26 protein-coding genes are annotated in these 24,611 nt (G+C 57.0%); 17 read left to right on the forward strand and 9 right to left on the reverse strand.

The window, feature by feature from the left end; translation table 11 throughout:
• Positions 1 to 2: 2 nt before the first annotated feature.
• The 5 genes from EDC28_RS10875 (at position 3) to EDC28_RS10895 (ending at position 3,426) form a co-directional block, all read left to right on the forward strand.
• Entirely contained in the window at positions 3 to 497 is a 495-nt protein-coding gene (locus tag EDC28_RS10875; RefSeq protein ID WP_050658441.1) for a flagellar basal body-associated FliL family protein, read from the forward strand.
• A gap of 10 nt (positions 498 to 507) precedes the next feature.
• Positions 508 to 1,209, forward strand: coding sequence for a FliA/WhiG family RNA polymerase sigma factor (locus tag EDC28_RS10880; RefSeq protein ID WP_050658442.1), 702 nt, complete (start codon positions 508 to 510; stop codon positions 1,207 to 1,209).
• A gap of 2 nt (positions 1,210 to 1,211) precedes the next feature.
• Entirely contained in the window at positions 1,212 to 2,069 is an 858-nt protein-coding gene (gene motA, locus EDC28_RS10885; protein ID WP_050658443.1) for a flagellar motor stator protein MotA, read from the forward strand.
• Positions 2,069 to 3,049 carry a flagellar motor protein MotB gene (locus tag EDC28_RS10890; RefSeq protein ID WP_123421614.1) on the forward strand — a complete coding sequence of 327 codons (981 nt, stop codon included), beginning with the start codon at positions 2,069 to 2,071 and terminating at the stop codon, positions 3,047 to 3,049. Before motA ends, EDC28_RS10890 begins: the two co-directional genes overlap by 1 nt.
• A gap of 143 nt (positions 3,050 to 3,192) precedes the next feature.
• Positions 3,193 to 3,426 (forward strand): hypothetical protein, encoded by a 234-nt coding sequence (locus tag EDC28_RS10895; RefSeq protein ID WP_050658445.1) that lies wholly within the window; start codon positions 3,193 to 3,195, stop codon positions 3,424 to 3,426.
• 29 nt (positions 3,427 to 3,455) lie between these two features.
• Here EDC28_RS10895 and smpB read toward each other — a convergent pair whose 3' ends face one another.
• Complete coding sequence (gene smpB, locus EDC28_RS10900; RefSeq protein WP_050658446.1) at positions 3,456 to 3,932, reverse strand: SsrA-binding protein SmpB; 477 nt, start codon at positions 3,930 to 3,932, stop codon at positions 3,456 to 3,458.
• 109 nt (positions 3,933 to 4,041) lie between these two features.
• Here smpB and EDC28_RS10905 point away from each other — a divergent pair, with 109 nt between their 5' ends.
• Positions 4,042 to 4,476 (forward strand): type II toxin-antitoxin system RatA family toxin, encoded by a 435-nt coding sequence (locus tag EDC28_RS10905; RefSeq protein WP_050658525.1) that lies wholly within the window; start codon positions 4,042 to 4,044, stop codon positions 4,474 to 4,476.
• Positions 4,436 to 4,816: an RnfH family protein gene (locus EDC28_RS10910; RefSeq protein WP_050658447.1), complete on the forward strand. Its 381-nt coding sequence runs from the start codon at positions 4,436 to 4,438 to the stop codon at positions 4,814 to 4,816. The genes EDC28_RS10905 and EDC28_RS10910 overlap by 41 nt, the downstream gene beginning before the upstream one ends.
• On the opposite strand, the gene EDC28_RS10915 is transcribed toward EDC28_RS10910, so the two are convergent.
• The 3 genes from EDC28_RS10915 to nadK form a co-directional block, all read right to left on the reverse strand.
• Entirely contained in the window at positions 4,813 to 5,196 is a 384-nt protein-coding gene (locus tag EDC28_RS10915) for an outer membrane protein assembly factor BamE (RefSeq protein ID WP_123421615.1), read from the reverse strand. The genes EDC28_RS10910 and EDC28_RS10915 overlap by 4 nt on opposite strands.
• A 68-nt stretch (positions 5,197 to 5,264) precedes the next feature.
• Positions 5,265 to 6,929: a DNA repair protein RecN gene (gene recN, locus EDC28_RS10920; protein WP_123421616.1), complete on the reverse strand. Its 1,665-nt coding sequence runs from the start codon at positions 6,927 to 6,929 to the stop codon at positions 5,265 to 5,267.
• Positions 6,930 to 6,993: 64 nt separating this feature from the next.
• The gene (gene nadK / locus EDC28_RS10925) at positions 6,994 to 7,872 is read right to left on the reverse strand and encodes an NAD(+) kinase (RefSeq protein ID WP_050658450.1); all 879 of its coding nucleotides are present in this window, start codon (positions 7,870 to 7,872) and stop codon (positions 6,994 to 6,996) included.
• A 107-nt stretch (positions 7,873 to 7,979) separates the two neighbouring features.
• Here nadK and grpE point away from each other — a divergent pair, with 107 nt between their 5' ends.
• From grpE to EDC28_RS10945, 4 genes are all read left to right on the forward strand, one after another.
• Positions 7,980 to 8,531, forward strand: coding sequence for a nucleotide exchange factor GrpE (gene grpE / locus EDC28_RS10930; protein ID WP_123421617.1), 552 nt, complete (start codon positions 7,980 to 7,982; stop codon positions 8,529 to 8,531).
• 177 nt (positions 8,532 to 8,708) lie between these two features.
• Complete coding sequence (gene dnaK, locus EDC28_RS10935; protein WP_123421618.1) at positions 8,709 to 10,631, forward strand: molecular chaperone DnaK; 1,923 nt, start codon at positions 8,709 to 8,711, stop codon at positions 10,629 to 10,631.
• A gap of 67 nt (positions 10,632 to 10,698) precedes the next feature.
• Entirely contained in the window at positions 10,699 to 11,844 is a 1,146-nt protein-coding gene (dnaJ, locus tag EDC28_RS10940) for a molecular chaperone DnaJ (protein WP_050658453.1), read from the forward strand.
• A gap of 201 nt (positions 11,845 to 12,045) precedes the next feature.
• Positions 12,046 to 12,462, forward strand: a complete 417-nt coding sequence (locus EDC28_RS10945) for a DoxX family protein (protein ID WP_050658454.1) — start codon at positions 12,046 to 12,048, stop codon at positions 12,460 to 12,462.
• 50 nt (positions 12,463 to 12,512) lie between these two features.
• Here EDC28_RS10945 and EDC28_RS10950 read toward each other — a convergent pair whose 3' ends face one another.
• Complete coding sequence (locus EDC28_RS10950; protein ID WP_123421619.1) at positions 12,513 to 13,028, reverse strand: GNAT family N-acetyltransferase; 516 nt, start codon at positions 13,026 to 13,028, stop codon at positions 12,513 to 12,515.
• Between the two features lie 90 nt (positions 13,029 to 13,118).
• Between EDC28_RS10950 and EDC28_RS10955 the strand changes: the two genes are divergently transcribed.
• The gene (locus tag EDC28_RS10955) at positions 13,119 to 13,913 is read left to right on the forward strand and encodes a M48 family metallopeptidase (protein WP_123421620.1); all 795 of its coding nucleotides are present in this window, start codon (positions 13,119 to 13,121) and stop codon (positions 13,911 to 13,913) included.
• A 30-nt stretch (positions 13,914 to 13,943) separates the two neighbouring features.
• On the opposite strand, the gene EDC28_RS10960 is transcribed toward EDC28_RS10955, so the two are convergent.
• The 3 genes from EDC28_RS10960 to EDC28_RS10970 all read right to left on the reverse strand — a co-directional run bounded on the left by EDC28_RS10960 (position 13,944) and on the right by EDC28_RS10970 (position 17,091).
• Complete coding sequence (locus EDC28_RS10960; RefSeq protein ID WP_148049842.1) at positions 13,944 to 14,243, reverse strand: hypothetical protein; 300 nt, start codon at positions 14,241 to 14,243, stop codon at positions 13,944 to 13,946.
• A 110-nt stretch (positions 14,244 to 14,353) separates the two neighbouring features.
• Positions 14,354 to 15,889, reverse strand: coding sequence for a pectate lyase family protein (locus EDC28_RS10965; RefSeq protein WP_123421622.1), 1,536 nt, complete (start codon positions 15,887 to 15,889; stop codon positions 14,354 to 14,356).
• A gap of 257 nt (positions 15,890 to 16,146) precedes the next feature.
• Complete coding sequence (locus tag EDC28_RS10970; RefSeq protein ID WP_050658459.1) at positions 16,147 to 17,091, reverse strand: cation diffusion facilitator family transporter; 945 nt, start codon at positions 17,089 to 17,091, stop codon at positions 16,147 to 16,149.
• A 373-nt stretch (positions 17,092 to 17,464) separates the two neighbouring features.
• Here EDC28_RS10970 and EDC28_RS10975 point away from each other — a divergent pair, with 373 nt between their 5' ends.
• The 5 genes from EDC28_RS10975 (at position 17,465) to EDC28_RS10995 (ending at position 22,309) form a co-directional block, all read left to right on the forward strand.
• On the forward strand, positions 17,465 to 18,838 hold the full coding sequence (locus EDC28_RS10975) for a sugar porter family MFS transporter (protein ID WP_123421623.1): 1,374 nt from the start codon (positions 17,465 to 17,467) through the stop codon (positions 18,836 to 18,838).
• A gap of 170 nt (positions 18,839 to 19,008) precedes the next feature.
• Positions 19,009 to 20,364 (forward strand): CDP-diacylglycerol--serine O-phosphatidyltransferase, encoded by a 1,356-nt coding sequence (gene pssA / locus EDC28_RS10980; protein ID WP_123421624.1) that lies wholly within the window; start codon positions 19,009 to 19,011, stop codon positions 20,362 to 20,364.
• Positions 20,365 to 20,434: 70 nt separating this feature from the next.
• Positions 20,435 to 21,172: a CDP-diacylglycerol diphosphatase gene (locus tag EDC28_RS10985; protein ID WP_123421625.1), complete on the forward strand. Its 738-nt coding sequence runs from the start codon at positions 20,435 to 20,437 to the stop codon at positions 21,170 to 21,172.
• Positions 21,173 to 21,178: 6 nt separating this feature from the next.
• Positions 21,179 to 21,877, forward strand: coding sequence for a helix-turn-helix transcriptional regulator (locus tag EDC28_RS10990; RefSeq protein ID WP_123421626.1), 699 nt, complete (start codon positions 21,179 to 21,181; stop codon positions 21,875 to 21,877).
• A gap of 63 nt (positions 21,878 to 21,940) precedes the next feature.
• Positions 21,941 to 22,309, forward strand: coding sequence for a VOC family protein (locus tag EDC28_RS10995; RefSeq protein ID WP_123421627.1), 369 nt, complete (start codon positions 21,941 to 21,943; stop codon positions 22,307 to 22,309).
• 37 nt (positions 22,310 to 22,346) lie between these two features.
• On the opposite strand, the gene EDC28_RS11000 is transcribed toward EDC28_RS10995, so the two are convergent.
• A complete protein-coding gene (locus EDC28_RS11000) occupies positions 22,347 to 24,413 on the reverse strand; it encodes a putative bifunctional diguanylate cyclase/phosphodiesterase (protein WP_123421628.1) in 2,067 nt (688 codons plus the stop codon).
• Positions 24,414 to 24,611: the final 198 nt, after the last annotated feature.

Raw genomic sequence — 24,611 nt, forward strand, 5'->3', positions numbered from 1 at the left:
CAGTGGCGAACGAAACGGAAAAAACGCCCCCATCGGGCAAGAAAAAGCGCCTGTTGCTGGCTCTTGCCGGGGTGTCGGTACTGGTGCTGGCAGGCGCCGGTTATGCCGTTTACAGCGGCATGCTGGATGTGAAAAAGTTGTTCGCTCCGGCGCCACCGCCGGCGGTGAAAATGAGCGAAAAGGCCATATTTCACCCCCTTGGCAAGTTCGTTATCTCCATTCCCGGCGACGACGTGCAGCACTACATGATGATGGAGCTGGCCCTGGTCAGCCATGACCCTCGGGTGCCCAAGGAAAGCGATGAACTGGAGCCGGTTATTCGTAACGCCCTGATGCAGTACTTTGCCAACCGCCAATACGATCAGGTACGCAAAGACATTCAGAACATCGAGCCGCTACAACAAGCGCTCAAAGGCAAGATCCTCGAGACCGTCAAGCGTTACGGCTATCAGCTGTCGCTGGATGAAGTACTGCTTACCAAAGTGGTTGTTCAGTAGGAGAACGGCAATGGAACCGTACCGCGCAGAAAGCCTCGACCCCGTTTCCCACAGCAGTGCCAGCAACGAAGCCCTGCTGATGCGGCGCTATGCCCACTTGGTCAAAAGGGCCTGTTCGCACCTTCGCAGCCAGGTCAGCGCCTCGTTTGGCATGGACGACTTTGAACAGGTGGGCCTGATGGGCTTGCTTGAGGCCATCCGCCGTTACGGAACACCTGACGAGGCCTTTGAAAGTTTTGCTTTCAAGCGGGTGCGCGGCGCCATCTTGGACGAGCTGCGCCGCCAGGACTGGCGGCCAAGACAGGTGCGCCAGGCTGCCCATGACTTCAACCACAATCATCGCAAGCTCTATAACCGCCTGGGCCGAGAGCCCTCCGAGCAGGAAGTTGCCGACGAGATGGGTATCACCATCGAGCAGGTGCGGGAGTTGGTGTACGCCAACCAGGCCTGCGAGATGCAGCACTTGGATGACTGGCTGGTAAAAGAGTTGGAGCCGGCCGGTGGTAACAGTGATGTGTTCGAGATCAAGCGGACCTTGGCCAAAGTGCTTTGCAAGCTCAATCCTCGTGAGCAGCTACTACTGACCCTTTACTACCAGCACGAACTGAACATGAAAGAAATCGCCCAGGTACTGGGACTCACTGAATCCCGGGTTTGCCAGTTGCACAAAGAGTGTCTGAGCAATCTCAATTCCTTTCTTGAGAGGCACTGAACATGCAAAAACTCATTGGTGTTGGCCTGGTCGCGCTCTGCGTCTTCGGCGGCTTTGTGATGGCCAACGGCAAACTCATTGCCCTGTGGCAACCTTCCGAGATGGTGATCATCCTCGGGGCGGCGCTGGGCTCGATGGTTATCGGCAACTCCACTACCGTGCTCAAAGAAGTACTGCACCAGCTCAAAGGGCTGCTGGCCAGCCGTAAGGGCGAGGCGCAGCTGGCTCGCGAACTGCTGATGATCATGCACACCCTGCTGGACGAAATTCGCCAAAAGGGCCTCAAAGTGCTGGATGCGCACATCGAAGCGCCCATGGCGAGCCCACTGTTTCAGCGTTTCCCCGAGATACTCAAAGAACCCATCTTGGTGAACTTCATCACCGACAACCTGCGGATGCTGGCCATGGGCAAAATCTCGGCCCACGAATTCGAGGCGGTGCTGGAGCAGGAGATTTTGGCCATCGAGGACGACCTGCTGCGCGCCTCCAAGGCCCTGCACCGCGCCGGTGAGGCCATGCCCGGCTTCGGTATCCTGGCGGCGGTAGGCGGTATCATCATCACCATGCAGCACCTTGATGGCCCCTTGGGGGAGATTGGCGTGCATGTGGCGGCGGCGCTAGTGGGTACCTTTATCGGTATCTTCGGCTGTTACTGTTTATTTGAGCCGGCTGGCGCCGCCATGGCCGAGCTGGTGCACCGCAAAATCTCCACGCTTGAATGTGTCAAGGCGGTGCTGACCTCCCACGTGGCGGGTAAATCGCCGCTGCTGGCCGTGGACGCCGGGCGCCGGGTACTGGAGATGGACGTCAAACCCAGCTTTGCCACTGTGGAACGCTGGCTCGATAGCGAGGCCATGTGATGCAGCGGACTCCGCACGAAACGGTCATCATCAAGCGTAAGCGCCGCTCTGGTCATGAAGAGCAGAGTGGTGGCGCTTGGAAGGTGGCCTTTGCCGACTTTACTTTGGCGTTGATGTCGCTGTTTCTGGTGCTGTGGCTGCTGTCGGTCACCAACCAAAAAGAGCGCAACGTGCTGGCGTCCAACCTGCGTGACTACTCGGTGTTTGACCAGTCCAAGAACCCCTTTGACTTGTCTAACAGTCCCTTTCCCATCGACCTTGAAGGCCAGCCGGCCATTGTTGAGCGAGTCGCGGCGCAGCTATTGACCAGCGGCGACCGTAAATCCGGCATCTCCATGTATAGCCAGGTGCCCAAAGGGGATGTGGAGCCGGGCAAAGGGCAGGGGCCCAAGCTCGACTCCATTATCGACGGGGATTTTCAGTCTCCTGAGTCCCTGGCGGTGCTAGCCGCTGTTATCAAGGAAATGGCCAAGCAGTTGACTGCCAGCAACAACCTGGACGTGGAAGTGGTGCCGCAAGGCCTTCGTATCAGTATTCAGGATGACAAAAACCGCCAGATGTTTGCCCGTGGTTCGGTGAACATGAGCCCGTTTTTTGAGGATCTGTTGATGGCCCTGGCGCCGGTGTTTCAACACGTCAAAAACGGCATGGTGATCTCCGGCCATACCGACTCCATCCCGTACCAGAGTAATCAATACAGCAACTGGGAACTGTCCGGTGACCGGGCCCTGATGGCCAGAAGGGTGCTGGAGGTTGGTGGTATGCCCAAGCAGCGGGTGTTGCAGGTAGCGGCCATGTCTGACCGTACCCCGGTAGATAAGTCTCACCCCGACGCCAGTGACAACCGGCGTATTGAGATCCTGCTATTGACCAAGAAGGCTCAGGCCAGCCTGTTGTCTATTTTTGACCGCCAACAACCGGGCAATGCCCTGACTCAGGCAGACAAGGCGGCCAAGGCCAATGAACCGGTAACCCGTTAGCCGTATGTAACAACAAAGCCCCCGGTGTGCTAAACATAGGTTCATTTTCGGTCGTTTAGTCTTAAAGACAGACTTGCTGAGCGAGATGGATTATGGCGATACCGGAGCGTAAGCGGCGTGTTGATGCTATCCAGAAGTTCCTGATGTACCTGATTTTATTAGATCTGGTCCTGGTGGCGAGTTACGGAATGAGCCAATCCCACCTGGTAGGCGCCTGGTCGCTATCAGTGCCGGTGATGCTGGTATTGTTTAACGTCATGTTGTGCAACATCACCATCAAAAGAGGCCGGCGTCGCCGCGACAGCTATTTGCTGTATCCGGTGGCGGTGTCGTCGATATGCCTGGGGTTTTTCGTACTCAAAGCCATTTTTGTCTGAATAAAAAAGCGCCCGAAAGGGCGCTTTTTTTAACCACGTTTCATGACCCGGGCTTTTTCCCGCTGCCAATCTCGGTCTTTTACATCATCCCGCTTATCGTGCTCTTTTTTACCGCGCGCGATACCAATGGCGATTTTCGCCCAGGCACGGCTCCAGTACATCTTCAGTGGCACAACAGTTTTTCCCTTCTGGTGCACTTGGCCATAAAGAACTTCCAGCTCGCGCTGGTTGAGCAGCAATTTACGGGTACGGGTCGGGTCCACCACCACATGGGTGGAGGCGGTATTAAGCGGCTGAATGGTGGCACCGAACAGGTAGGCTTCGCTGTCCCTGAGGACGATATAGGCCTCGCTGATGTTGGCCTTGCCGGCCCGCAGGCTCTTTACTTCCCAGCCTTGCAGGGCAAGACCGGCTTCGAAGGTTTCTTCGATAAAGTAGTCGTGTCGGGCTTTTTTATTCTGGGCGATGTCGGTGTCACCGCCTTTGAGGGCTTTTTTCTTGGTCATGCGCGCATTATACGCAAAGGCTGTTTGAATGCATGGCATTTTGCCCGGATGCCCAGCCAGATAACAAGTGATATCATTCGCTGCAAAGCCATAGTTAATGCAAAACGCCATGCCGCGCATTCAGCGACAAGCTCAAGTACCTTTTCCTCCCCAGGCCATGTTTGACCTGGTTAATGATGTGCCCAGTTATCCGGCCTTTCTGCCGGGCTGCGTGGCATCGAGGGTACTGGGCCAGACCGATAACGCCATGACCGCAACCCTGGACGTGGCCAAAGGACCGGTGCGTAAGTCTTTTACCACCCGCAACACCCTCTTTGCACCCGACCGTATCGCCATGGAACTGGTCAACGGGCCTTTTAAGTTCCTAAGAGGTAACTGGCATTTCCTGCCCCACGGCGAGAAGGGCTGCACCGTGAAGCTGGAAATGGAGTTCGAGTTTTCCTCTACCCTGGTGGGCATCGCCTTTGGCGGTATTTTCCAGCAGTTGACCCACGCCATGGTCAATGCCTTTTGCCAGCGCGCCATGGAGATCTACCGTGACTGAGCGCCTGCTAAATGTGGAAGTGGCCTATGCCGAGCCTGAGCGCCAGGCACTTATTGCGTTGAAGGTAGTGGAAGGAGCAACGGTGCAGGAGGTGATAGAACGCTCCGGCATCTTGGGCCGCTTTAGCGACCTTGATCTTGCCAAAAACGATGTCGGTATTTGGTCTCGCAGCTGCAAGCTGAGCGACAAGGTGCGGGAAGGGGACAGAGTCGAAATTTATCGGCCGTTGACCGCCGATCCTAAAGATATTCGCCGCCGCCGGGCCGAGAAGGCCAAAGAAGAGGGCCGCGCCGATAAAACCACAGGGGGCCGGCCCAACCCCCTGCGCGCCGAGACTTAACCGGCTTTAGCGTCGGTCTTGGTGGTGGCCTCCGGGCTGCCACCAAAAGCGGCGGGAATTTTAAAATCTTCCGCGCTGATGCTTTTGAGCTTATTGCTGGCATCAAACTGCACTATCACATCTTTGCTGACAGAGGTGCCGGTCCGGCCGGAGCGGTACAGGTACTTGTAATACCAGGTACCGCTTTTAAAGCTGTCTTTCAGCAGGGGAGTCCCCAGCACGTAAGTCACCTGCTCCTGGGTCATGCCCGGTTGCAGTTTGTCAATCTGGTCTTGTTCCAGGTAATTGCCCTGGGGCACATCGATGCGGTAAATCAGGCCGCAACCACTCAAACTCATCACACTCAGGCCCAGGGTCAGGGCCAGCAAGGCATTTTTCATTCTGTTATCCATCTCAAAACTTTCAGGCGCATGATAGCCTCGCCCGGCAACATGCAGCAACAGAGCCTTTATTGTGCCAAAAGTTCCCTGGCATTGGCACGGGTTGCCTCGGTTATCACATCTCCACCCAACAAACGGGCCAATTCGTCGATGCGTTGGTCACCGCTCAGAGCCTCCATCAGGGTCTCGGTGCTGTCTTTTTGGGTCTTCTTGGTCACCCGAAGCTGCTGATGCCCTTGACCCGCCACCTGCGGCAAATGGGTAACGCACATCACCTGGCTGTGCTCGCCAAGGCTTCTGAGCAATTTACCCACCACAGCGGCAGTGGGGCCGGAGATCCCCACATCCACTTCGTCAAAAATCAGGGTTGGGGTTTGCTCTTGTTTGGATGTCAGTACCTGCAGGGCCAGGCCGATACGCGACAGCTCGCCGCCCGAGGCCACTTTGGCCATGGCCGCCAGTGGCTGGCCGGGGTTAGTGGAAACCAGCATCTGCACCTTATCCAGGCCGTTACCGGCGCCGGGGGCTTGGGCATCAAAGGCGATGTCGATATCAAACTGGGCGTGGGGCAGGGCTAATTCCCGCACCACCTTTTGCACGGCTTTGGCCAAGGCTTTGCCGTGGCGCTCGCGGCTTTGGCTGAGCCGCTGGGCGCAGGCCAGGTAATCTTGCTGGGCTTTTGCCACTTCCGCTTCCAGTGCGGCCAGGCGGTCGTCACTGTCGGTGAGGGTTTTTAGCTCTTCAGCCAATTGCTGGTGCAGCGCTGGCAGTTCGTGGGTGGGAATTTTGTGTTTGCGCCCCAGGTTAATGGCGCTGCTGAGGCGCTCTTCGAGCTGGGCAAAACTTTCGGGGTCAATTTCCAGGCGCTGCTGGTAGCGGCTCAGCTCGTGGCTGGCATCGTCCAGCAAGGCGGCAGCATCAAACAAGGTAGCCACAATGGGCTCAAGGGCGGCGTCGTCGCCTTGCAGGCGGCCAAGGCGGTCAGTGACCTGGCGCAACATGTCGCTGACGTTGAGCTGGTCATCCTCGCACAGTACTGCCAAACACTGGCCCGATTCGCTGATGAGGTTGGCGGCATTGGCCTGGCGGTGGTGCTCTGCCTCGATTTTCTCAAATTCCCCTTCTTCCAGGGCGAATTGGTCCAGCTCCTGAACCTGGTATTCCAGTAGTTGGCGGCGGGCGTCGCGCTGGGCCTCGGTGCTTTGCAGCTCGCTAAGCTCCTGGCGCAGGGCCTTTTGAGCGCGCCAGGCGCTGCGCACCTCTTCTTGCAGGCTTTTGTGGCCGGCATATTGGTCCAGCAGCACCAACTGGTGGTCGGGCTTTAACAGGGCGTGGTGGGCATGCTGGCCGTGCACATTCACCAGCCTTTCCCCCAGTTGCTTGAGCTGGGATAGCGGCACAGGTTGGCCATTGATAAAGGCGCGAGAACGGCCTTCGCTGGTGACGGTGCGGCGCAAAATGCATTGCTGTTCGTCGTCCAGCTCGTTGTCTTTGAGCCAAGCCTGGGCCAGGGGCAAGGCACTGACATCAAAGCGGGCGGCCACTTCACACTTGTCGGCGCCAGGGCGCACCATGCTGGCTTCACTGCGTTCACCAAGGCAAAGACCCAGGGCGTCGATGGCGATGGATTTACCGGCGCCGGTTTCACCGGTGATGGCAGTCAGGCCCCGGCTGAACTCCAGTTCCAGAAAACGCACGATGGCAAAGTTACTGACGGTGAGTTGGACCAGCATTGAGAAAGCTCCTTACTGTGATTGCATCCAGTATAAGCTGGATTTTCATACAGTAAAGAGGGGGCTAGTAAAGTTTTGAACCCCAGCCCAATTTGCAGCGCAGCACTTGGTAGTAGTCGTAGCCCGGCGGATGCACCATGCGTAGCGGAAAGGCGCTCTTTTGGATGCGGATTTCGTCGCCAGGTTGCAGGCTCAGCACCACTTGGCTGTCACAGGTGATTTGCAAGTCGTCGGTGTTGGAAGTGACTTTCAGGGTAATAAGGCTGTTGCCTTCCACCACCAGCGGCCGGCTCGACAGGGTATGGGGGAACATCGGCAGCAACACGATGGCGTCCATCTTCGGGTGCACGATGGGGCCGCCGCCGGACAGCGAGTAAGCGGTGGAGCCTGTTGGGGTGGAGACAATCAGGCCGTCCGAGCGCTGGCTGTAGACATGCTGCTCGTCGATGCTCACCGAGAATTCGATCATGTGGGCAATCTTATCGGGGTGCAGCACCATCTCGTTGACGGCGGTATTGGAGGCCACCAGCCTTTTGTGGCGGTAGATCTGGGCGTCGAGCAAAAAGCGGTACTCGGTTTGAAAACGCCCGGCCAGCACCTCTTTTAGGGGCGCTTCGAAGTTGTCGGGAGCGAGATCGGTTAAAAAACCGAGGTTGCCGCGGTTAACGCCAATCACCGCCACGTCGAAACGGGCCAGCACCCGGGCTGCGCCCAGCATGTTGCCGTCGCCGCCCACGACTATGGCAAGCTCGGCCTCTTCGCCGAGGGAGGCAAGGTCGCGTAGGCACGCTTTGGGTACATCAAGACCCTCGGCGGTGCGCTCTTCCACCAGCAGGTGATATTGCTGGCCTGCCAGCCAACGATAAAGTGCCATCACGGTCTGATTGGCACCGTCATGGTTGGGTTTGCCAATTAGTGCAATGGTTTTAAAAGCTTGCGTCATTTATCTGCCCCTTTGGCCTTCTTCGGCAGTATAACCGAGCGCGTATCTCTTGAAACCCGCGTTATCACCCCCATAATAAGCCGCACGTTGTATTGAGGAGACAGGCAATGACCCACGAAACGGACAAGCCATTAGAGGAAGGGCAACAGCCCGAAGCCGCACAACAGCAGACCGAAGAACAGCTGCCTGAAGTCGATCTGGCCGCAGAGGTCGCCCGCCTGGAAGCGGAGCTTAACGAGCAGCGTGAAGCCGTGCTGCGGGCCAAGGCCGAAGTAGACAACATCCGCCGCCGTAGCGCCCAGGATGTGGAAAAGGCCCATAAATTCGCCCTGGAGAAATTTGCCGGCGACCTGCTGCCGGTGGCTGACTCTTTAGAGCGCGCCCTGGAGCTGGGCGATGTCAGCGACGAGGCCCTCAAGCCGATGCTTGAAGGCATTGAGCTGACCTTGAAATCCTTCCATTCGGCCACCAACAAATACGGCCTGGAAGTGGTAGACCCGGTGGGCCAGCCGTTCAACCCCGAACTGCACCAGGCCATGGCCATGCAGCCGAGCCCCGAGCACCCGGCCAACACCGTGTTGACCGTGGTGCAAAAGGGCTACAGCCTTAATGGCCGCCTGCTGCGCCCGGCCATGGTGGTGGTCAGCACCGCCGGTTAACGCGCTTTTGCTAAAAACCCGGCAAAAGCCGGGTTTTTTTCTTTTTTTGCCTTGAAAAGGGATTTGTCCCTCCCCACATAAGGGTCAAAGGCAATTCGTTGATAACGGACTTGAAAATTCAAGCAAGGCCCCCACGTTATCAACCATCAACTATCAAGCTGTTTAGTGGAGACTGATATGGGCAAAATTATCGGTATCGACCTGGGCACCACCAACTCCTGTGTGGCCATCATGGATGGTGACAAAGCGCGCGTTATTGAAAACGCCGAAGGTGCTCGTACTACCCCTTCTGTTATCGCCTACACCGACGATGGTGAGACCCTGGTTGGCCAGTCTGCCAAGCGTCAGGCGGTAACCAACCCGAAAAACACCCTGTTCGCTATCAAGCGTCTGATCGGTCGTCGTTTCACTGACGATGAAGTACAGCGTGACGTGAAAATCATGCCGTTCTCCATCATCGCTGCCGACAACGGCGACGCCTGGGTTGGCGTAAAAGACAAAAAACTGGCTCCGCCGCAGATCTCTGCCGAAGTGCTGAAGAAAATGAAAAAAGCCGCCGAAGATTTCCTCGGCGAGCCGGTAACCGAAGCGGTTATTACCGTGCCGGCTTACTTCAACGACTCTCAGCGTCAGGCCACCAAAGACGCCGGTAAAATTGCCGGTCTGGAAGTTAAGCGCATCATCAACGAGCCCACTGCGGCCGCGCTGGCTTACGGCCTTGACAAGAAAAAAGGCAACCAGAAGATCGCCGTATACGACCTTGGCGGCGGTACCTTCGATATCTCCATCATCGAGATTGACGAACTGGACGGCGAGCACACCTTCGAAGTACTGGCCACCAACGGTGACACTCACTTGGGCGGCGAAGATTTCGACAACCGCTTGATCAACTACCTGGTTGAAGAGTTCAAGAAAGAGCAAGGCGTTGATCTGACTAAAGATCAGCTGGCCCTGCAGCGTCTGAAAGAAGCGGCTGAGAAAGCCAAGATTGAGCTGTCTTCTGCGCAGCAGACCGACGTGAACCTGCCGTACATCACCGCAGATGCCACCGGTCCTAAGCACATGAACATCAAAGTGACCCGCACCAAGCTGGAATCTTTGGTAGAAGACTTCATCAACCGCACCATCGAGCCGCTGAAAGTGGCCCTGGCGGATGCCGACTTGTCTGTGTCCGATATCGACGAGGTTATCCTGGTCGGCGGTCAGACCCGTATGCCTAAAGTGCAGCAGGCGGTAACCGAATTCTTCGGCAAAGAGCCCCGTAAAGACGTCAACCCTGATGAAGCGGTGGCTGCCGGCGCGGCGGTACAAGGCGGCGTACTGGCCGGTGACGTAAAAGACGTGCTGTTGCTGGACGTATCCCCGCTGTCGCTGGGTATCGAGACCATGGGCGGTGTGATGACCAAGCTCATCGAGAAAAACACCACCATCCCCACCAAGCACAGCCAGGTGTTCTCCACTGCCGAAGACAACCAGTCTGCAGTGACCATCCATGTGTTGCAGGGGGAGCGTAAGCGCTCCAGCGACAACAAGTCCCTGGGCCAGTTCAACCTGGACGGTATCCAGGCTGCCCCGCGCGGTATGCCGCAAATCGAAGTCACCTTTGACATCGATGCCGACGGCATCCTGCACGTGTCTGCCAAGGACAAAACCACCGGTAAAGAACAGAAGATCACCATCAAGGCCTCTTCCGGTCTGTCCGACGACGAAGTGGCGAAAATGGTGCGCGACGCCGAAGCCCACGCCGAGGAAGACAAAAAGTTCGAAGAACTGGTGTCGGTGCGTAACCAAGCCGACGCGCTGGTACACGGTACCCGCAAGCAACTTGAAGAAGCCGGCGACCAGGTGAGCGGCGACGACAAGGCCAAAATCGAAGCGGCCCTTGGCGAGCTGGAAACCGCCATCAAAGGCACCGACAAAGCCGAGATCGAAGCCAAGCAACAGGCCTTGATTGAAGCGTCTGGCAAGCTGATGGAAATCCTGCAGCAAAAAATGCAGCAGGAACAAGCTGCCGGCGGTCAACAGGCCGGTGGCAACCAGGGCGGTGACGACGTGGTTGACGCCGAGTTCGAAGAAGTTAAAGACGACGATAAAAAGTAAGGCCCCGGCCTTATAAACACGGGCGCCCATGTGCGCCCGTCAATCGTTTCAAGCGGACCTGAGATTTATGTCGAAGCGTGATTACTACGAAGTGCTGGGCGTCGAGCGCGGCACCGACGAGAAAGACATCAAGCGGGCTTATAAAAAGCTCGCCATGAAATATCACCCGGACCGCAATCCTGGCGACGCTGAAGCCGAGGCCAAGTTCAAAGAGGTTAAAGAAGCCTACGAGATCTTGACCGACAGCGACAAACGCGCCGCCTACGACCGTTACGGCCATGCCGGTGTCGACCCGAACATGGGCGGCGGTGGCGGCTTTGGTGGAGGCGCCGGTGGCGCTGACTTTGCCGATATCTTCGGCGATGTGTTCGGTGACATTTTCGGTGGCGGCCGTCGTGGCGGTGGCCGGCAGCAAGCCAGGGGCGCCGATCTGCGTTACAACATGGAGCTGAGCCTGGAAGAGGCGGTCCGTGGGGTATCCAAAGAGATCAAAGTGCCCACCTTTGCGCCTTGTGATGTCTGTGACGGCAGCGGCGCCAAGCCCGGCACCAGCGCCAAGACCTGCTCTACCTGTAACGGTATCGGCCAGGTGCAGATGCGCCAGGGCTTTTTTGCGGTTCAGCAGACCTGCCCTACCTGTGGCGGCTCCGGTAAGGAAATTACCGACCCTTGCGATAAGTGCCATGGCCAAGGCCGGGTGCAAAAGACCAAGACCTTGTCTGTGAAGATCCCCGCCGGGGTCGACACTGGCGATCGTATTCGTCTGGCAGGAGAAGGGGAAGCGGGCCAGTTTGGCGCGCCGGCCGGGGATCTCTACGTGCAGGTGCATGTCAAAGACCACGGCATCTTTGTGCGTGACGGTAACAACCTCTACTGTGAAATGCCGATAAGCTTCACCACCGCCGCCCTTGGCGGCGAGATTGAAGTACCGACCTTAGATGGCCGGGTCAAGCTCAAGGTGGCTGAAGGTACCCAAACCGGGCGTATGTTCCGCCTGCGCGGTAAAGGTGTGAAATCGGTGCGTAGCGGCGCCATTGGCGATCTGATGGTCAAAACCGTGGTAGAAACCCCGGTCAGCCTGACCAGCGAACAGCGTGAGCTGCTTGAACAGCTGGAAAAGACCCTCGCCGGTGAGTCCGCCAAGCGTCACAAACCCAAGGCCGAAGGCTTCTTTGACAGCGTTAAACGCTTCTTTGATGACTTATCGAGCTAAGGCTTAAGCCATTGAAAAAGCGCCCATAGGGCGCTTTTTTTATGCCTGCGGCTCAGTGATGGCCGGCGTTGGTGAGAAAGCGGTGAGTGGTTAAATGATTCTATGAAATAGAATGATATTGCTGATTTTATGGTGTTTTAGTTCTAAATTAAAAGAGGATAATGCTCTCCATCAACTCAACACGATTTGGAAGCAACCATCATGAAAACCGAAATCATCAAATTTAACCCCAACTCTACCCTGGCCGGCGTCTTTACTCTGGGTGCCCGCGTACTGCTTATTCTGCTCTTTATCCAGGCCGGTATCGGCAAGATTGGCGCCTACCAAGGCACCGCTGGTTGGATGGAATCCATGGGCGTACCCGGTGCGCTGCTGCCGCTGGTTATCCTGCTGGAAGTGGGCGGCTCTCTGGCCCTGCTGGTAGGCTACCAAACCCGCCTTGTGGCTCTGGCCATGGCTGTGTTCAGCGTTGTCTCCGCCTTTATCTTCCACTCCAACCTGAGTGACCAGGCGCAGTTTTTGAACTTCTACAAAAACATCTCCATGGCCGGTGGTTTCCTGGCGCTGATGGTCCTGGGGGCTGGCCGCTTCAGCATCGACGCCAAACTCAAAGGCTAAGCCTTGGCAATAAAAAAGCGCCCTTGGGGCGCTTTTTTGCGTTGTGGGCGTTACAAGGTTTTGGCCATGCAAATCTCGCAGTCGCCATGGCCGGTTTCCCCCATGGGGTGGGTGAGCTGCTTGAACCCCAAAGCCTGGTAAAGCCCCAGCGCCTCGCCAAGGGCGGCAGTGGTTTCGAGGTAGCAGAGCTTAAAGCCACTTTGCCTTGCCTCTGCCATGGCGAGTTCGGCCAGCGCCTTGCCGGCACCCTGGCCGCGAAGCGAGGGTAGAAAGTACATCTTTTGCAGCTCACAAACGGTGTCGCTGGCGCCGCTGAGTGGCGCCATGCCGCCGCCGCCCTGAATGTGCCCGTCAAGCTCCACCACCCAATAGCGCCCGCCAAGCTCCCGGTAGTAGTCAAAAAGGTTATCCAGGTGCGGGTCAGACACCCCATAACCTTTGTCGGCGCTCAGGCCATATTCGGCAGAGACGTCGCGGATCACCTGGGCGATGGCGGCGTTGTCGGCCGGTTTCATGGGGCGAATGTGATAAGGCACCTTGGATACTCCTGCAACAAACCGGCCCATAACTTAACACAAGGCAGGCGCAGGCCAAGGGCTGTTGCGCTCAGCGGCGACTGAGGAAACAATAGGGAAAACTCCAGGAGGAGCAACAAGATGAAGAAGACCTTCAGCCTGGCCATGGTGGCATTGCTGATGAGCGCCTGTACCCAAAGCCCCACCGGCCGTGAGCAGTTGTTGTTTAACAACGAGTCGACCATGGCCCAGATGGGTACCCAGTCTTTTGACGAGCTGAAAAAGAAAGAGAAGATTGATACCGATCCTAAAACCAACCAGTACGTGCAGTGCGTGGCCGGTGCCATCACCCGGGTGCTGCCTGCCGAGCAGCAAGGGGATTGGGAGGTGGTGGTATTTGATTCCAAAGAAGTGAACGCCTTTGCCTTGCCGGGCAAGAAGATTGGCGTGTACTCGGGCCTGCTGAAAGTGGCGCAAACCCCAGACCAGCTGGCCGCCGTTATCGGCCATGAGGTTGGGCACGTATTGGCTCACCATTCCAACGAGCGGCTCACCCAAAACCAGATTTATTCGGGTGTCTCGGTGCTGGCTGCCGTGGCTCTTGGTCTCTCTAATGTCGACAACAAGGGGCTCTATATGGCGGCCCTTGGGGTGGGGGCGACGGTGGGGGTACTGCTGCCTTATTCGCGCAAGCATGAATCGGAAGCCGACCAAATCGGCCTGGAGCTGATGGCCAAGGCCGGCTTTGACCCCAACCAGGCGGTGGTGCTGTGGCACAACATGGAGCAGAACGCGGGCAAAACGCCGCCGGAGTTACTGTCCACTCACCCCAGCCCTGCCAGCCGTATTCAGGCGCTGTCAGACGAGGTGCCCAAGGTGATGCCTTATTACCAAAAGGCAGCCATACATCCGCAGTGTAAAAGAGCCACCAACTAACTAAAAAGGCGCCTCTGGGCGCCTTTTTAGTTAGTTACAAGGAATTTCCATACCAACTACGTAGTAGGGCGTTTTCACACCCCATGAGGTGTGAGCCGAAAATGTACAGCCTTGAAAGAAGTAGCCAACAACTTCTTTCATTTCTGGGGTTGCGTAGTAGGTACGCTCTACTGTTGCCACTGGCAGCGCAAATACCACGGAAGAGACCAGTGCCATCAATCCCAAAAGAATTTTCTTTTTCATCGCAATCTCCATTTCTTTTGATGTAACGTCATTGTTACCTTTTATTTTTATCCTTTGATGGCCATGATGTGTGGTGATGTAACTCACAAAATTTTCAAGAAATTAAAATTGAGTTTTAGCATTTAATTTGTTTTTTATTGGCAACTGTCTTTTCCTACAGGTTGTTGAAAATAAAAAGCCCCGGCGGGGCTTTTATTTTATTGGACATTATAGGTTTCAAACTCCGCCACCGTCGGGGTGCCGTTGCTGCTGGTGATATTGAAATTCACCTTATGGGTACTGACACTGTTAAAGGTGATGGTGCCGGCGCCGGTGCCGCTGGCCAGGGTGTTGCCGGTATCGTTGTCCACCACTGTCCAGTTTTGAATATGGCCTTCAAAACCGGCTGCTTCGCGGATAACAAGGGTGTTAATGCTGGTGGCACTGCTCCATTTGATGGAGATACGGCCGGTGGCGCTGCTGGGGGCCCAGTAACTTGCCATGTCGCCGTCGCGTACATCGCCATAGCTGCCGCTACCTTTGCTGGAGCCGTCGGAGCCGGCGCCAAGGGAGAGGTTGCTGCCCAGCTCGCCGCTGCCGCCACCGTTATCGCCGCCCGAACCATCGTCACCACCGCCGCCGTTATCGCCCCCTGAGCCGTTGTCGTCGCCACCGCCCTGGGTGCTGCAACTGCCGTCCGAGACATGCAGGCCGTTATTGACCCCGGCGCTGGCCAGCACTATGGCTTTGACGCAATTGGCGTCATCCAACTGGTAGCTGTAGGGGATGCTGATACTGGTGGTGGACACCGGGTTGGGGCCGGCCGGGTGGTTGGTGTCGTTATCCAGCCAGGTAACATTGGTGAAGATATTGCCGCTGACATCCCAAAAGCCCATGTCGTCGGTGTAGAAGGTGCCGATGGGGTTTTGGGCGTCTTCAAAGACGTTGTTCTCGGCTTTGATCTGCCCGCCGATGCGGGGGTTCATGCCGGACTTGCTGATGTGGTTGTAGTAGTTGTTGTAGGCGTGGGCGGTGCCGTGGCGCAGCAGCGGCATGCGCGAGTCGACGTTTTCGTACCAGTTGTGGTGGAAGGTCACATAGGTGTTGTCGGTATCGGAATCGCTTGAGCCCATCAGGCCGCCCCGGCCGGAATGATGCAGGTAGTTGTAGGACACCGTCACGTACTGGGTGGTGGCCTTCATGTCGATAAGGGCGTCGTAGCCGTCGCTTTCGCCCCCCGAGGCTTCCAGTTCGTTGTGGTCTACCCAGATATTGTGCACGTCGCTTTCCATGCCGATGGCATCGCCGCCGTTGGACAGGGGCGAACCGGACTTTTTCACGTTACGCACATGGATATTGCGGATGATGATATTGGACGCTTCGCGGATATGAATGCCTATCTGGTCAAACAGGGCGCCCTGGTCAGTACCGATAAGGGAAATGTTGCTGACCCGCTTGAATTGAATTTCGCTGTCGGTGGTATCGCAACTTCCCGATACTTTACTGGTGTTGCCGTGGTTGATGGTGCCGGTCACATAAATGATAAGCGGGGTGTCGTCGGCGGCCCGGCTGCACATGGCCTGGTTGATCTCTGTGCCGGTGCTGGCATAGACCACATTGCCGCCGGCGCCGCCGGTGGTGCCGCCGTTTAAGGTGGCATAACCTTCAATGGCAGCCAGGGCCGGATGGCTGGCCAAAAGGCTCCCCAGCAGCCCGAGGGTTAAACCCGGGCCGTTTTTTTTAACGGTGAACATATTTTATTCCTCGGTGTTTTTATCTTTATGATGAAACATCTTGTCGATGTACTCGCTGCATAGCGTTGCCGAGTATAGGTAGTGAGAAAATTCCGGTGTTTTACATTTGAAACTTTCCCTCAATGAAAAAGCACGAGGTAATAAAGTGAAAAAGTCATTTGCTGTTATTTTTTGTTTTTCTTTTACTTTTTAACCTCCTATAAAAAGACCCCGTATTTTCATACAGGGTCTTTTGGTCAGGGTGTTTTTATGCGGTGTTAGCTGTTTTCTGCGCTTTCAACAGTGCCGTTATCCACCCCGTAATAGGACTCGGCTTCCACAAAGACCCGTTTGACGGTGGTAAATTGGTTTTTAATGGCTTTATCCAGGCGGGCAATGCACTGCTCGATTTGCACGGCGCTGCTTTGGCTGTCGAAACGCACACTGATATTGACCAGCACGAAATCGGGGCCCATATGCATGGTCAGCAGCTCATGAACGGCCTCAACCAGCGGCTCTTTCTCGGCCAGGCGGCGAATGCCGTCCACCACCCTTTTGTTGGCACTTTCGCCGATCAATAGGCCCTTGGTCTCGATGGCCAGCCAAATGGCGGTGCCAGCCAAAATCAGGCCGATAACGATGGAGGCGGCGCCGTCAAAGACCGGGTTGCCGGTGACCTGGCTAAGGGCCACCCCGCCCAGGGCGACAAAAAGCCCCAGCAGCGCCGCCGAGTCTTCGAACACCACCATGAACATGGACGGGTCCTTGCCGCGCTGCACCGCTTCCATGTAAGTCCATTTCCCCTTGGTTTTGCGAAACTCGTTAAGGGCAAAGGCCCAGGAGGCGCCCTCAAAGACGATACCAAGCGCCAGCACGACGTAGTTCACCATCGGCGAGGTCATGGGCTCTGGGTGCAGCACATGGCGTACCCCCTCATAGAGGGAGACCCCGGCACCAATGCTGAAAATCAGCATCGCTACCACAAAGCTCCAAAAGTACACCTCCTTGCCGTAGCCGAAGGGGAAATTGGCATCGGCGGGGCGCTGGGCCCGTTTTAGGCCAAGCAGCAGCAGGCCCTGGTTGCCGGTGTCTACCACCGAGTGAATGCCTTCCGACAGCATGGCCGAGGAGCCGGTGATGCCCCCGGCGATGAATTTGGTGACGGCGATAAGCAGGTTGCCGGCCATGGCGGCGTAGATCACGGCCTTGGATTGAGATGCCACGGAATAACAGGTCCTTTACTGATGCAAAGCGTTAAGTGTGACACGCCAAACGGGGTGGGCAAAGCGTGGCGTCAGGTCGCTGCCATGGGGATTGCTTCGATAAATCCGCACTGTTTTTAGCGCTATTTTTGGCGGTAACGCCTGTAGGCGTCCTTTCCTCATCCTTTTGTTTTTATTGGGTTAAATGTGCGTTGGCAGTAAGCTGATAACAGATCCAACACTATTGTAGTATTAAATTACTTATTGAGGTTTTAGCGCCAAAGCTTTATCTATGTCGGGGTAGGTTTTCCGTAGACGTAAAGGTACTGCCATTACTGGCTCGTTCGCGTAATGGCGTCTGCGCCCTAGATTTTGACAATAGGTACTTGTGGTTATGTTCAGCAGAAAGCGCATCGTAACAATCGCTGCCGCCCTGGCCGGGTTACTCTTCGGCCTGGATATCGGCATCATCGCCGGGGTCTTGCCCTTTATCACCAGCGAGTGGCAAATAAGCTCGCAAGACCAAGAATGGATAGTCAGCACCATGATGTTGGGGGCCGCTTTGGGGTCGGTGTCCAACAGCTGGTTGTCGTCGCGTTTCGGCCGGCGCACCAGCCTTATCGGCAGTGGCGTGCTGTTTGCCGTTGGCACTCTGGGCTGCGCCTTTGCCACTAACCTGACCACCATGTTGGTGTTTCGGGTTATCCAGGGCTTTTCCATCGGTATTGCCTCTTATTCGGCGCCGCTGTACCTGTCGGAAATGTCCCCCAAGGAAGAGCGGGGCAAACGCATTGCCATGTATCAGGTGATGATCAACTCCGGCATCGTGCTGGCCTTTTTGTCCGACACTTATTTCGGTTTAACCGGCAACTGGCGGGCGATGTTTGCGGTGCTGGTTATCCCGGCCGTGCTGCTGATTTGGGCGGTGATGATGATGCCCAAAAGCCCCCGCTGGCTGGCCTCTCGTGGCCGCATGGACGAAGCCAAAACCGTGCTGCACGGCATTCGCGAGTCCGAGCACGAAGCCCATAGCGAGTACTCGGATATCGTCGACAGCCTCAAGATCAAGCAGTCTGGCTTTGAGCTATTTAAAACCAACCGCCATTTTCGCCGCAGTGTTGGCCTGGGGATGGTGCTGCAGTTTATGCAGCAATTTACCGGCATGAACATCCTGATGTACTACGCCCCCACCGTGTTCAAGCTGGCCGGCTTTACCAGCCACCTTGAGCAGATGATAAGCACCGTGCTGGTGGGATTGGCCTTTGTGATCACCACTGCCATCCTGGCGCCGTTCATTGACACCTGGGGCCGTAAACCGGCGCTGAAAATCGGTTTTGCCATTATGGGCGCCGGTATGTTCTGCCTGGGGCTGCTGCTGAAGATGATTGAGGGTGGCAACCACGCCCCGGTGCTGGCTTACTTGGCGGTGCTGATGGCGATTATCTGCATCATTGGTTATGCCATGAGCGCCGCGCCCATGGTGTGGATCTTGTGCGCCGAAATTCAGCCGCTTAAGGGCCGCGATTTCGGGATCTCCTGCTCCACCACCACCAACTGGGTGGCCAACATGATCCTGGGCGCCACCTTCCTGACCCTGATGGAGAGCATTGGCACCACCAACACCTTCTGGCTCTACGCCTGCCTCAATGCGGTCTTTATCGTGGTGACCATCCTCTTTGTGCCCGAAACCAAAGGGGTGGCCTTGGAGCGTATCGAAGCCAACCTGATGAGCGGGGCCAAGCTCAAGGCCATAGGCTTGCCAAGCTGATTTGAAAGGGGCCTTTGGCCCCTTTTCTTTTGGGGCGCGAAAAGGTGACCGGGGCCGCCTTTTGGGCAGGTGATAAATGGAAGTGGCTGTTTATCCAGTGGTAGTATTGCCGCCCAGTCAGAATTCGATGGCATGGAGGCCATGGATGAATACAAAAAGAAGCGCCTTTGATGTTGTCCTTGTTTAAGCGCCACAAGCATCTGCAATACCTCGAAAACCTGCCCAGGTTGTCGCAAGACGCTGCCGGCATCACCGTGCTGCACGGCGCTCGCCAGTTTCACCAAACCCTGCTTGAGTGCATCGCCAAGGCCGAACGCCGCATCTGCCTGTCGGCCCTCTATCTTGAAAACGACGATGGTGGCCGCAGCGTGCTGGCCGCGCTCTATGCCGCCAAGGCGGCGCGGCCGCAACTGGAGGTGTCGGTACTGGTGGACTGGCACCGGGCGCAGCGCGGGCGTATCGGCGATGCCAAATCGGCCACCAATGCCGATTGGTATTGCCAGGAGGCGATGGCCCACCCAGAGCTTGATATCGCCGTGTACGGGGTGCCGGTCAACACCCGCGAAGCGCTGGGGGTGCTCCATCTTAAGGGCTTTATTATCGACGACACCCTGCTCTATAGCGGCGCCAGCCTCAACGATGTTTACCTGCAGCAACACCAAAAATACCGCTATGACCGTTACCATCTGCTGCAAAACCCGGCCCTGGCCGATGCCTTTTACCACTGGATAGCCAGCCACCTGATTGGCGGCCAGGCCGTCAACCGCTTGAATCTGGCAGACCGTCCCTCCAGCCAGCAGTTGAAAAACGCCATGCGCCGCTTCAGAAAGGAGCTGCAGGGCAGGGGGTATGAATACTCTGACAACAGCCGCAGCGGCGAGCTGGCGGTCATCCCCCTGGTGGGGCTCGGCAAAGGCAACGCCCTTAACAGCACCATTAGCCACCTGCTCAGTGCCACCGAGCAGAGCCTGACGCTGTGCACTCCCTATTTCAATCTGCCGGGGGAGCTGGTTAAGCGCATTATCCGCTTGTTGCGCCAGGGCAAAACCGTGGAGATCATTGTCGGCGACAAGACCGCCAATGATTTTTTTATCCCCCCGGACCAGCCATTTCGGGTGATTGGCGCCTTGCCTTATCTCTACGAGATAAACCTGCGCCGCTTTCTGGCAAGGCTGCAAACCTTTGTCGATAACGGCCAACTGGTGGTGCGGCTTTGGCAGGACGGCGACAACAGCTATCACCTCAAGGGCATCTGGGTCGACGAGCGCTGGACCATGATCACCGGCAACAACCTCAATCCCCGTGCCTGGCGCCTGGATTTGGAAAACGCCGTGCTGATTGACGACCCCAAGGCCGAGCTTCGCGAGCGGCGCCAGCAAGAACTGGCCTGTATTCGCCATCATTGCCAGCAAGTGGTGCACTTTACCGACTTGCAGGCCATTGGCGATTACCCGGCCAAGGTCAAAAAACTGATCCGCCGCCTGCGCCGGGTACGCATCGACAGGCTGATTAACCGCATCCTCTGATAAGGCCTAAGCGTCTTGTCATCCGTTGGCGCTATGCTGGCCGCGCTTATCAAAAATAAGGAAAATCCACATGCCTTTTCTTCGCCCCTTGGGAATGCTGCTGGCAGTGCTGATACTGGGTGGCTGCGCCAATGCTGCGCCGCATAATGCCGATGCCCTGTGGCAACTGATTAGCCAAAAATGCGTGCCGGGTATGGCGCAAAAGGGCGAACCGGCGCCTTGCCAGTCGGTTGATGTTAAAGCCGGGTTTGTCACCCTCAAGGACCGGCGCGGCGTGCTGCAATACCTGGTGATGCCCACCACCAAAATCACCGGTATGGAAAGCCCGCTGCTGCTCAAGGCATCGACGCCGCACTTTTTTGCCCTGGCCTGGCAGCAGCGCCAGCTCGCCAGCCAGCATTATGGCCACAAGGTGCCAGACCGCGATTTGTCGCTGGCCATCAACTCGGCCTATGGCCGTAGCCAAAACCAGCTGCACGTGCATATCTCCTGTCTGCGCCCAGCCCTTCGCCAGCAGCTTGACGCCCTGGCCCCTGGCCTTGGCCGCCAATGGCAAAGCCAAAGCCTGATGGGGCATCCTTACCTGCTGCGCACCCTAAGCCCAAACGAGCTGGGCCAGCAGAGCGTCTTTATGCACCTGGCCGAGGAAGTGCCTGGCGCCAAGGGTGAGATGGGGCGCTATGGCATGGCCATGGCCACCTTGCCTGACGGCCAATTGCTGCTGATGGCCACCCGTGCCGGCAGTGGTGGCAGCCAGGGCTCGGCCGAAGAAATCCAGGACCACGACTGCGCCATAGTGAAGGGTTGATAAACCGTGTCTCGTGCTGCCCGGCTGTTGCAACTGATGCAAAACCTTCGCCGCCGCCGTTTTCCGGTAAGTGGCCAGGAGCTGGCGGCCGAGCTTGGGGTGAGCCTTCGCACTTTGTACCGGGACATTGCCGCCTTGCAGGCCCAAGGGGCAGATATCGAAGGGGAGGCGGGGCTGGGGTATAGCCTTAAACCCGGCTTTACTCTGCCGCCGATGATGCTAAGTGCCCAGGAGATTGAAGCCCTGGTGCTGGGGGCGCGCTGGGTCAGCCAGCGGGCCGACCCGGAGCTTGCCGGCGCCGCCCGTGACATGCTGGCCAAGGTCTCGGCGGTGCTGCCCCAGCGCCTTCGCCAAGAGCTCGCCGCCACCAACCTGCTGATTGGCCCCGGTCCGGCGCTGCCGGCCACCCAAACCGATCTTGGCCTGCTGCGCCAGACCATCCGCCGCCAGCACAAGCTGCTCATTGATTACCTGGACAAGGACGGCGCCCCCAGCCAGCGGGTGGTGTGGCCCTTTGCCATGGGCTTTTTCGACCATTGCCGAATGCTGCTAGCCTGGTGCGAGGCGCGGGGCGCCCATCGCCATTTTCGGGTAGACCGCATCCAGCAGCTCACCGCCCTTGACGAGCGCTACCCTGTATCGCGCCAGCGCTTGCTGCGCCAGTGGCAGCAATCTGAAGGCATCGACCCGACCGGCGGCTGCTGACACTTTCTGACACGCCCTTTTGCCACTATGGCCGAGTCTTCAACGCTGCCAAGGAAAATGCAGATGAAAACCCAAACCATGGTGCTGTTTTACGTTAATGATTGCGCCAAAAGCCAGGCGCTCTACCAGGCGCTGCTGGCCCGCCCGGCGGCGCAGCACTCCACCGACTTTGCGATGTTTGCCCTCGATGGCGGCAGCTTTGTGGCCCTGAAAAGCCGCCAGTCCGTCTTGCCTGAAACCCTGCCGGCTGCTGGCGCCGCCGAACTGGTGTTGTTGGTGGGCGACATCAGCGATGTCAACCGCAGCTTTGAGCATTGGCGGGAGCTTGGCCTGCGCATTACCCAGCAGCCCCAGGCCATGCCCTTTGGCTACACCTTTGTGGCCGAAGATTTCGACGGCCACCTGCTGCGGGTTTGTTGCCCGGCAAAATAAAGAAGGCGCCTAATGGCGCCTTCTTTATGAGGGTATTTCAGGGGCCGACCCGGTCTTTGGGGTGCCAGTACTGCGCGTTTTGGCGCAGCAGCAGGTCCAGCTCCTCTACCGGCATTGGCCTTGCAAAAAGATAGCCCTGGCCTTCGTCGCAGCCCAGTTCTGTCAGCAGCTGCATCTGCTCCTGGGTTTCGATGCCTTCGGCAATGATGGTTTTATCCAGAGAATGGCCCATGTCGATAATGGCTTTGACGATTTGCGCCTCTTTTTTATCGCGCATGGCGTTTTTGACGAAGGATTTGTCGATTTTCAGCACCTTGACCGGCAAGTCCCGCAATCTCGACAAGCTGGAATGGCCGGTACCGAAGTCGTCTATGGCCAGGGTGAAGCCGGCTTTGTCCAGGGCGCACAGCGCGGCGATGATGCGGCCCATGTCGTTCATGATGTGGGTTTCGGTTATCTCCAATTGCACTGCATCGGGGGCGATATCCTGCTGCTGGCTAAGGGCCAAAATACGGTCGCAAAGGTCGCGATGCAAAAGTTGCTTGACCGAGACATTGATGGCCATGCCGATAGCGACCCCTTCTCGCTGCCAGCGACTTAGCTGCTCCAGGGCTTGCACCAGTACCCAGTCGCCCAAGTCGAGAATAAGCCCCGAGTCTTCGGCGATAGGGATGAACTCCATGGGGGAGATCATCCCTTCCTCCGGGTGGTGCCAGCGCAGCAGCGCTTCGACGCCAATAATGCTGCCACTGCCTAAATCCACCTTGGGCTGGTAGAAGAGGCGCAGCTGGGAAGGGTCGGCCAGTGCCTGGCGCAGCTCCTGCTCTAGCTTGATGCGGCGGGTCATGTAGGTGGTCATAGCCGGCTGGAAGAAGCGGAAGCAATTACCCCCCTCGTCTTTGGCAATGCGCATGGCCTGGTTGGCGTGCATCAGCAGCTCTCTGGCACTCAGGCCATCGTCGGGGTAAAAGGCAAGACCCACCGAGGCGGTAACCTGGATACAGAAATGCTCGGTTTGCACCGGATTGGCGATGGACTGAGACAGCTGGCGTAAAAAGCGCATCAGCTCCATGTTGCTTTTACGCTGCTCAAGAGTAATGGCGAACTCCTCGCCGGTGATGCGGCCGATAAAGCCCCCGGAGCCATTGGCCAGTTTTTGCAGGCGATGGGCGATGGAGAACAACAGCTCATCACCTTTGTCGTGGCCCAGGCTGTTGTTCATGTCTTCAAAGCGGTCAATGCCCACCGAGATCACCACGAAGTTGCCTTTGTCCCGTTCGGCCAGTTCGATAGAGGTTTGAATGCGCTCGAGCAGCGACAAGCGGTTGAGCAGGCCGGTAAGGGAATCAGTAAAGGTTTGAAAGCGCACCCGCTCTGTTATCTCGCTATCCATTTCCTTTAACAGCTTGAGGTATTGCTGTTCGCGCCGGTACAGGCTGAGCAGCAGTGGCCTGAAGATAAAAAGAGCTTCGACTATCAAGGTGATGATCATGCCCAGTAAGGATATCTTGTTGTAATTCTGAAGCTTGCGTATCGCCGTTTCGCTGTCTTTTTGGTACTGGAACAGCAGGGTGTCAAGGGAGCCGACAATATCGTAATAGGCGGTGGCCTTTATTTGCTCAAAGGCGTTGGTGCGTTCATCAAGGCTCAGGGCCGGGTTGGCAATACGCCTAGCTTGGCTTAGAAACTGCTTGATGCGTTGGTCTAGGTTGATCGGCGTGGCGGTGAAAATCTGCACGACATCTCTAGATGTGGGTTTGGGAATGTGCAGCTCCTTGGAGCCGTTAAGGAGGGCCAGATGTACCTTTTCCAAGGTGTTGATGGCGTCGAGGTAGTCGTCACGCAAAATCTCGGCGGCGTAATTTTGGCGGCTGGTCAGCAGCTCGCTGGCAAAAAGGGTAATGCGCTGCGACAGCATCCGCTGGCGGCCAGCCAGGTTAACGACACGGGCGGTGGCTTCCTGTTTATTAACAATGCTTTGCACCAGGAAATGAGAGGTAAGGGATAACAGCGCAATAAAAGCCAGCGCCAACACGTAGACAAGTGTGCTGCGCCGCCAGTGCTGGCGCTGTTGTTGGGGGTTGGTATAGGCAGCCTTGTGCATGTGGGGTGAAACTCCTTGGTGCGGGATACCTAAAGCACCTGCTACAGGCCACTGCGAACATCGGCAGAGTGGGGTGGCAATTATTTTTGAATGTGCCGATATCCAGCTTAGTCGCTGTCTGGCGAGGCTGCGGCCTCGCCAGACAGCGAGTTGATCCCTATCAAGTTTAGGTGGGGCGCTACAGAGGTAAAGCAGTTG

The sequence above is a fragment of the Gallaecimonas pentaromativorans genome, from assembly GCF_003751625.1.
Lineage (GTDB): Bacteria > Pseudomonadota > Gammaproteobacteria > Enterobacterales > Gallaecimonadaceae > Gallaecimonas > Gallaecimonas pentaromativorans.

Coding starts and splice junctions, on each gene's coding strand:
- EDC28_RS10880 (WP_050658442.1), top strand. CDS start 508: ATGGAACCGTACCGCGCAGAAAGCCTCGACCCCGTTTCCCACAGCAGT.
- motA (WP_050658443.1), top strand. CDS start 1,212: ATGCAAAAACTCATTGGTGTTGGCCTGGTCGCGCTCTGCGTCTTCGGC.
- EDC28_RS10890 (WP_123421614.1), top strand. CDS start 2,069: ATGCAGCGGACTCCGCACGAAACGGTCATCATCAAGCGTAAGCGCCGC.
- EDC28_RS10895 (WP_050658445.1), top strand. CDS start 3,193: ATGTACCTGATTTTATTAGATCTGGTCCTGGTGGCGAGTTACGGAATG.
- smpB (WP_050658446.1), bottom strand. CDS start 3,932: ATGACCAAGAAAAAAGCCCTCAAAGGCGGTGACACCGACATCGCCCAG.
- EDC28_RS10905 (WP_050658525.1), top strand. CDS start 4,042: ATGCCGCGCATTCAGCGACAAGCTCAAGTACCTTTTCCTCCCCAGGCC.
- EDC28_RS10910 (WP_050658447.1), top strand. CDS start 4,436: ATGCCTTTTGCCAGCGCGCCATGGAGATCTACCGTGACTGAGCGCCTG.
- EDC28_RS10915 (WP_123421615.1), bottom strand. CDS start 5,196: ATGAAAAATGCCTTGCTGGCCCTGACCCTGGGCCTGAGTGTGATGAGT.
- recN (WP_123421616.1), bottom strand. CDS start 6,929: ATGCTGGTCCAACTCACCGTCAGTAACTTTGCCATCGTGCGTTTTCTG.
- nadK (WP_050658450.1), bottom strand. CDS start 7,872: ATGACGCAAGCTTTTAAAACCATTGCACTAATTGGCAAACCCAACCAT.
- grpE (WP_123421617.1), top strand. CDS start 7,980: ATGACCCACGAAACGGACAAGCCATTAGAGGAAGGGCAACAGCCCGAA.
- dnaK (WP_123421618.1), top strand. CDS start 8,709: ATGGGCAAAATTATCGGTATCGACCTGGGCACCACCAACTCCTGTGTG.
- dnaJ (WP_050658453.1), top strand. CDS start 10,699: ATGTCGAAGCGTGATTACTACGAAGTGCTGGGCGTCGAGCGCGGCACC.
- EDC28_RS10945 (WP_050658454.1), top strand. CDS start 12,046: ATGAAAACCGAAATCATCAAATTTAACCCCAACTCTACCCTGGCCGGC.
- EDC28_RS10950 (WP_123421619.1), bottom strand. CDS start 13,028: ATGGGCCGGTTTGTTGCAGGAGTATCCAAGGTGCCTTATCACATTCGC.
- EDC28_RS10955 (WP_123421620.1), top strand. CDS start 13,119: ATGAAGAAGACCTTCAGCCTGGCCATGGTGGCATTGCTGATGAGCGCC.
- EDC28_RS10965 (WP_123421622.1), bottom strand. CDS start 15,889: ATGTTCACCGTTAAAAAAAACGGCCCGGGTTTAACCCTCGGGCTGCTG.
- EDC28_RS10975 (WP_123421623.1), top strand. CDS start 17,465: ATGTTCAGCAGAAAGCGCATCGTAACAATCGCTGCCGCCCTGGCCGGG.
- pssA (WP_123421624.1), top strand. CDS start 19,009: ATGTTGTCCTTGTTTAAGCGCCACAAGCATCTGCAATACCTCGAAAAC.
- EDC28_RS10985 (WP_123421625.1), top strand. CDS start 20,435: ATGCCTTTTCTTCGCCCCTTGGGAATGCTGCTGGCAGTGCTGATACTG.
- EDC28_RS10995 (WP_123421627.1), top strand. CDS start 21,941: ATGAAAACCCAAACCATGGTGCTGTTTTACGTTAATGATTGCGCCAAA.
- EDC28_RS11000 (WP_123421628.1), bottom strand. CDS start 24,413: ATGCACAAGGCTGCCTATACCAACCCCCAACAACAGCGCCAGCACTGG.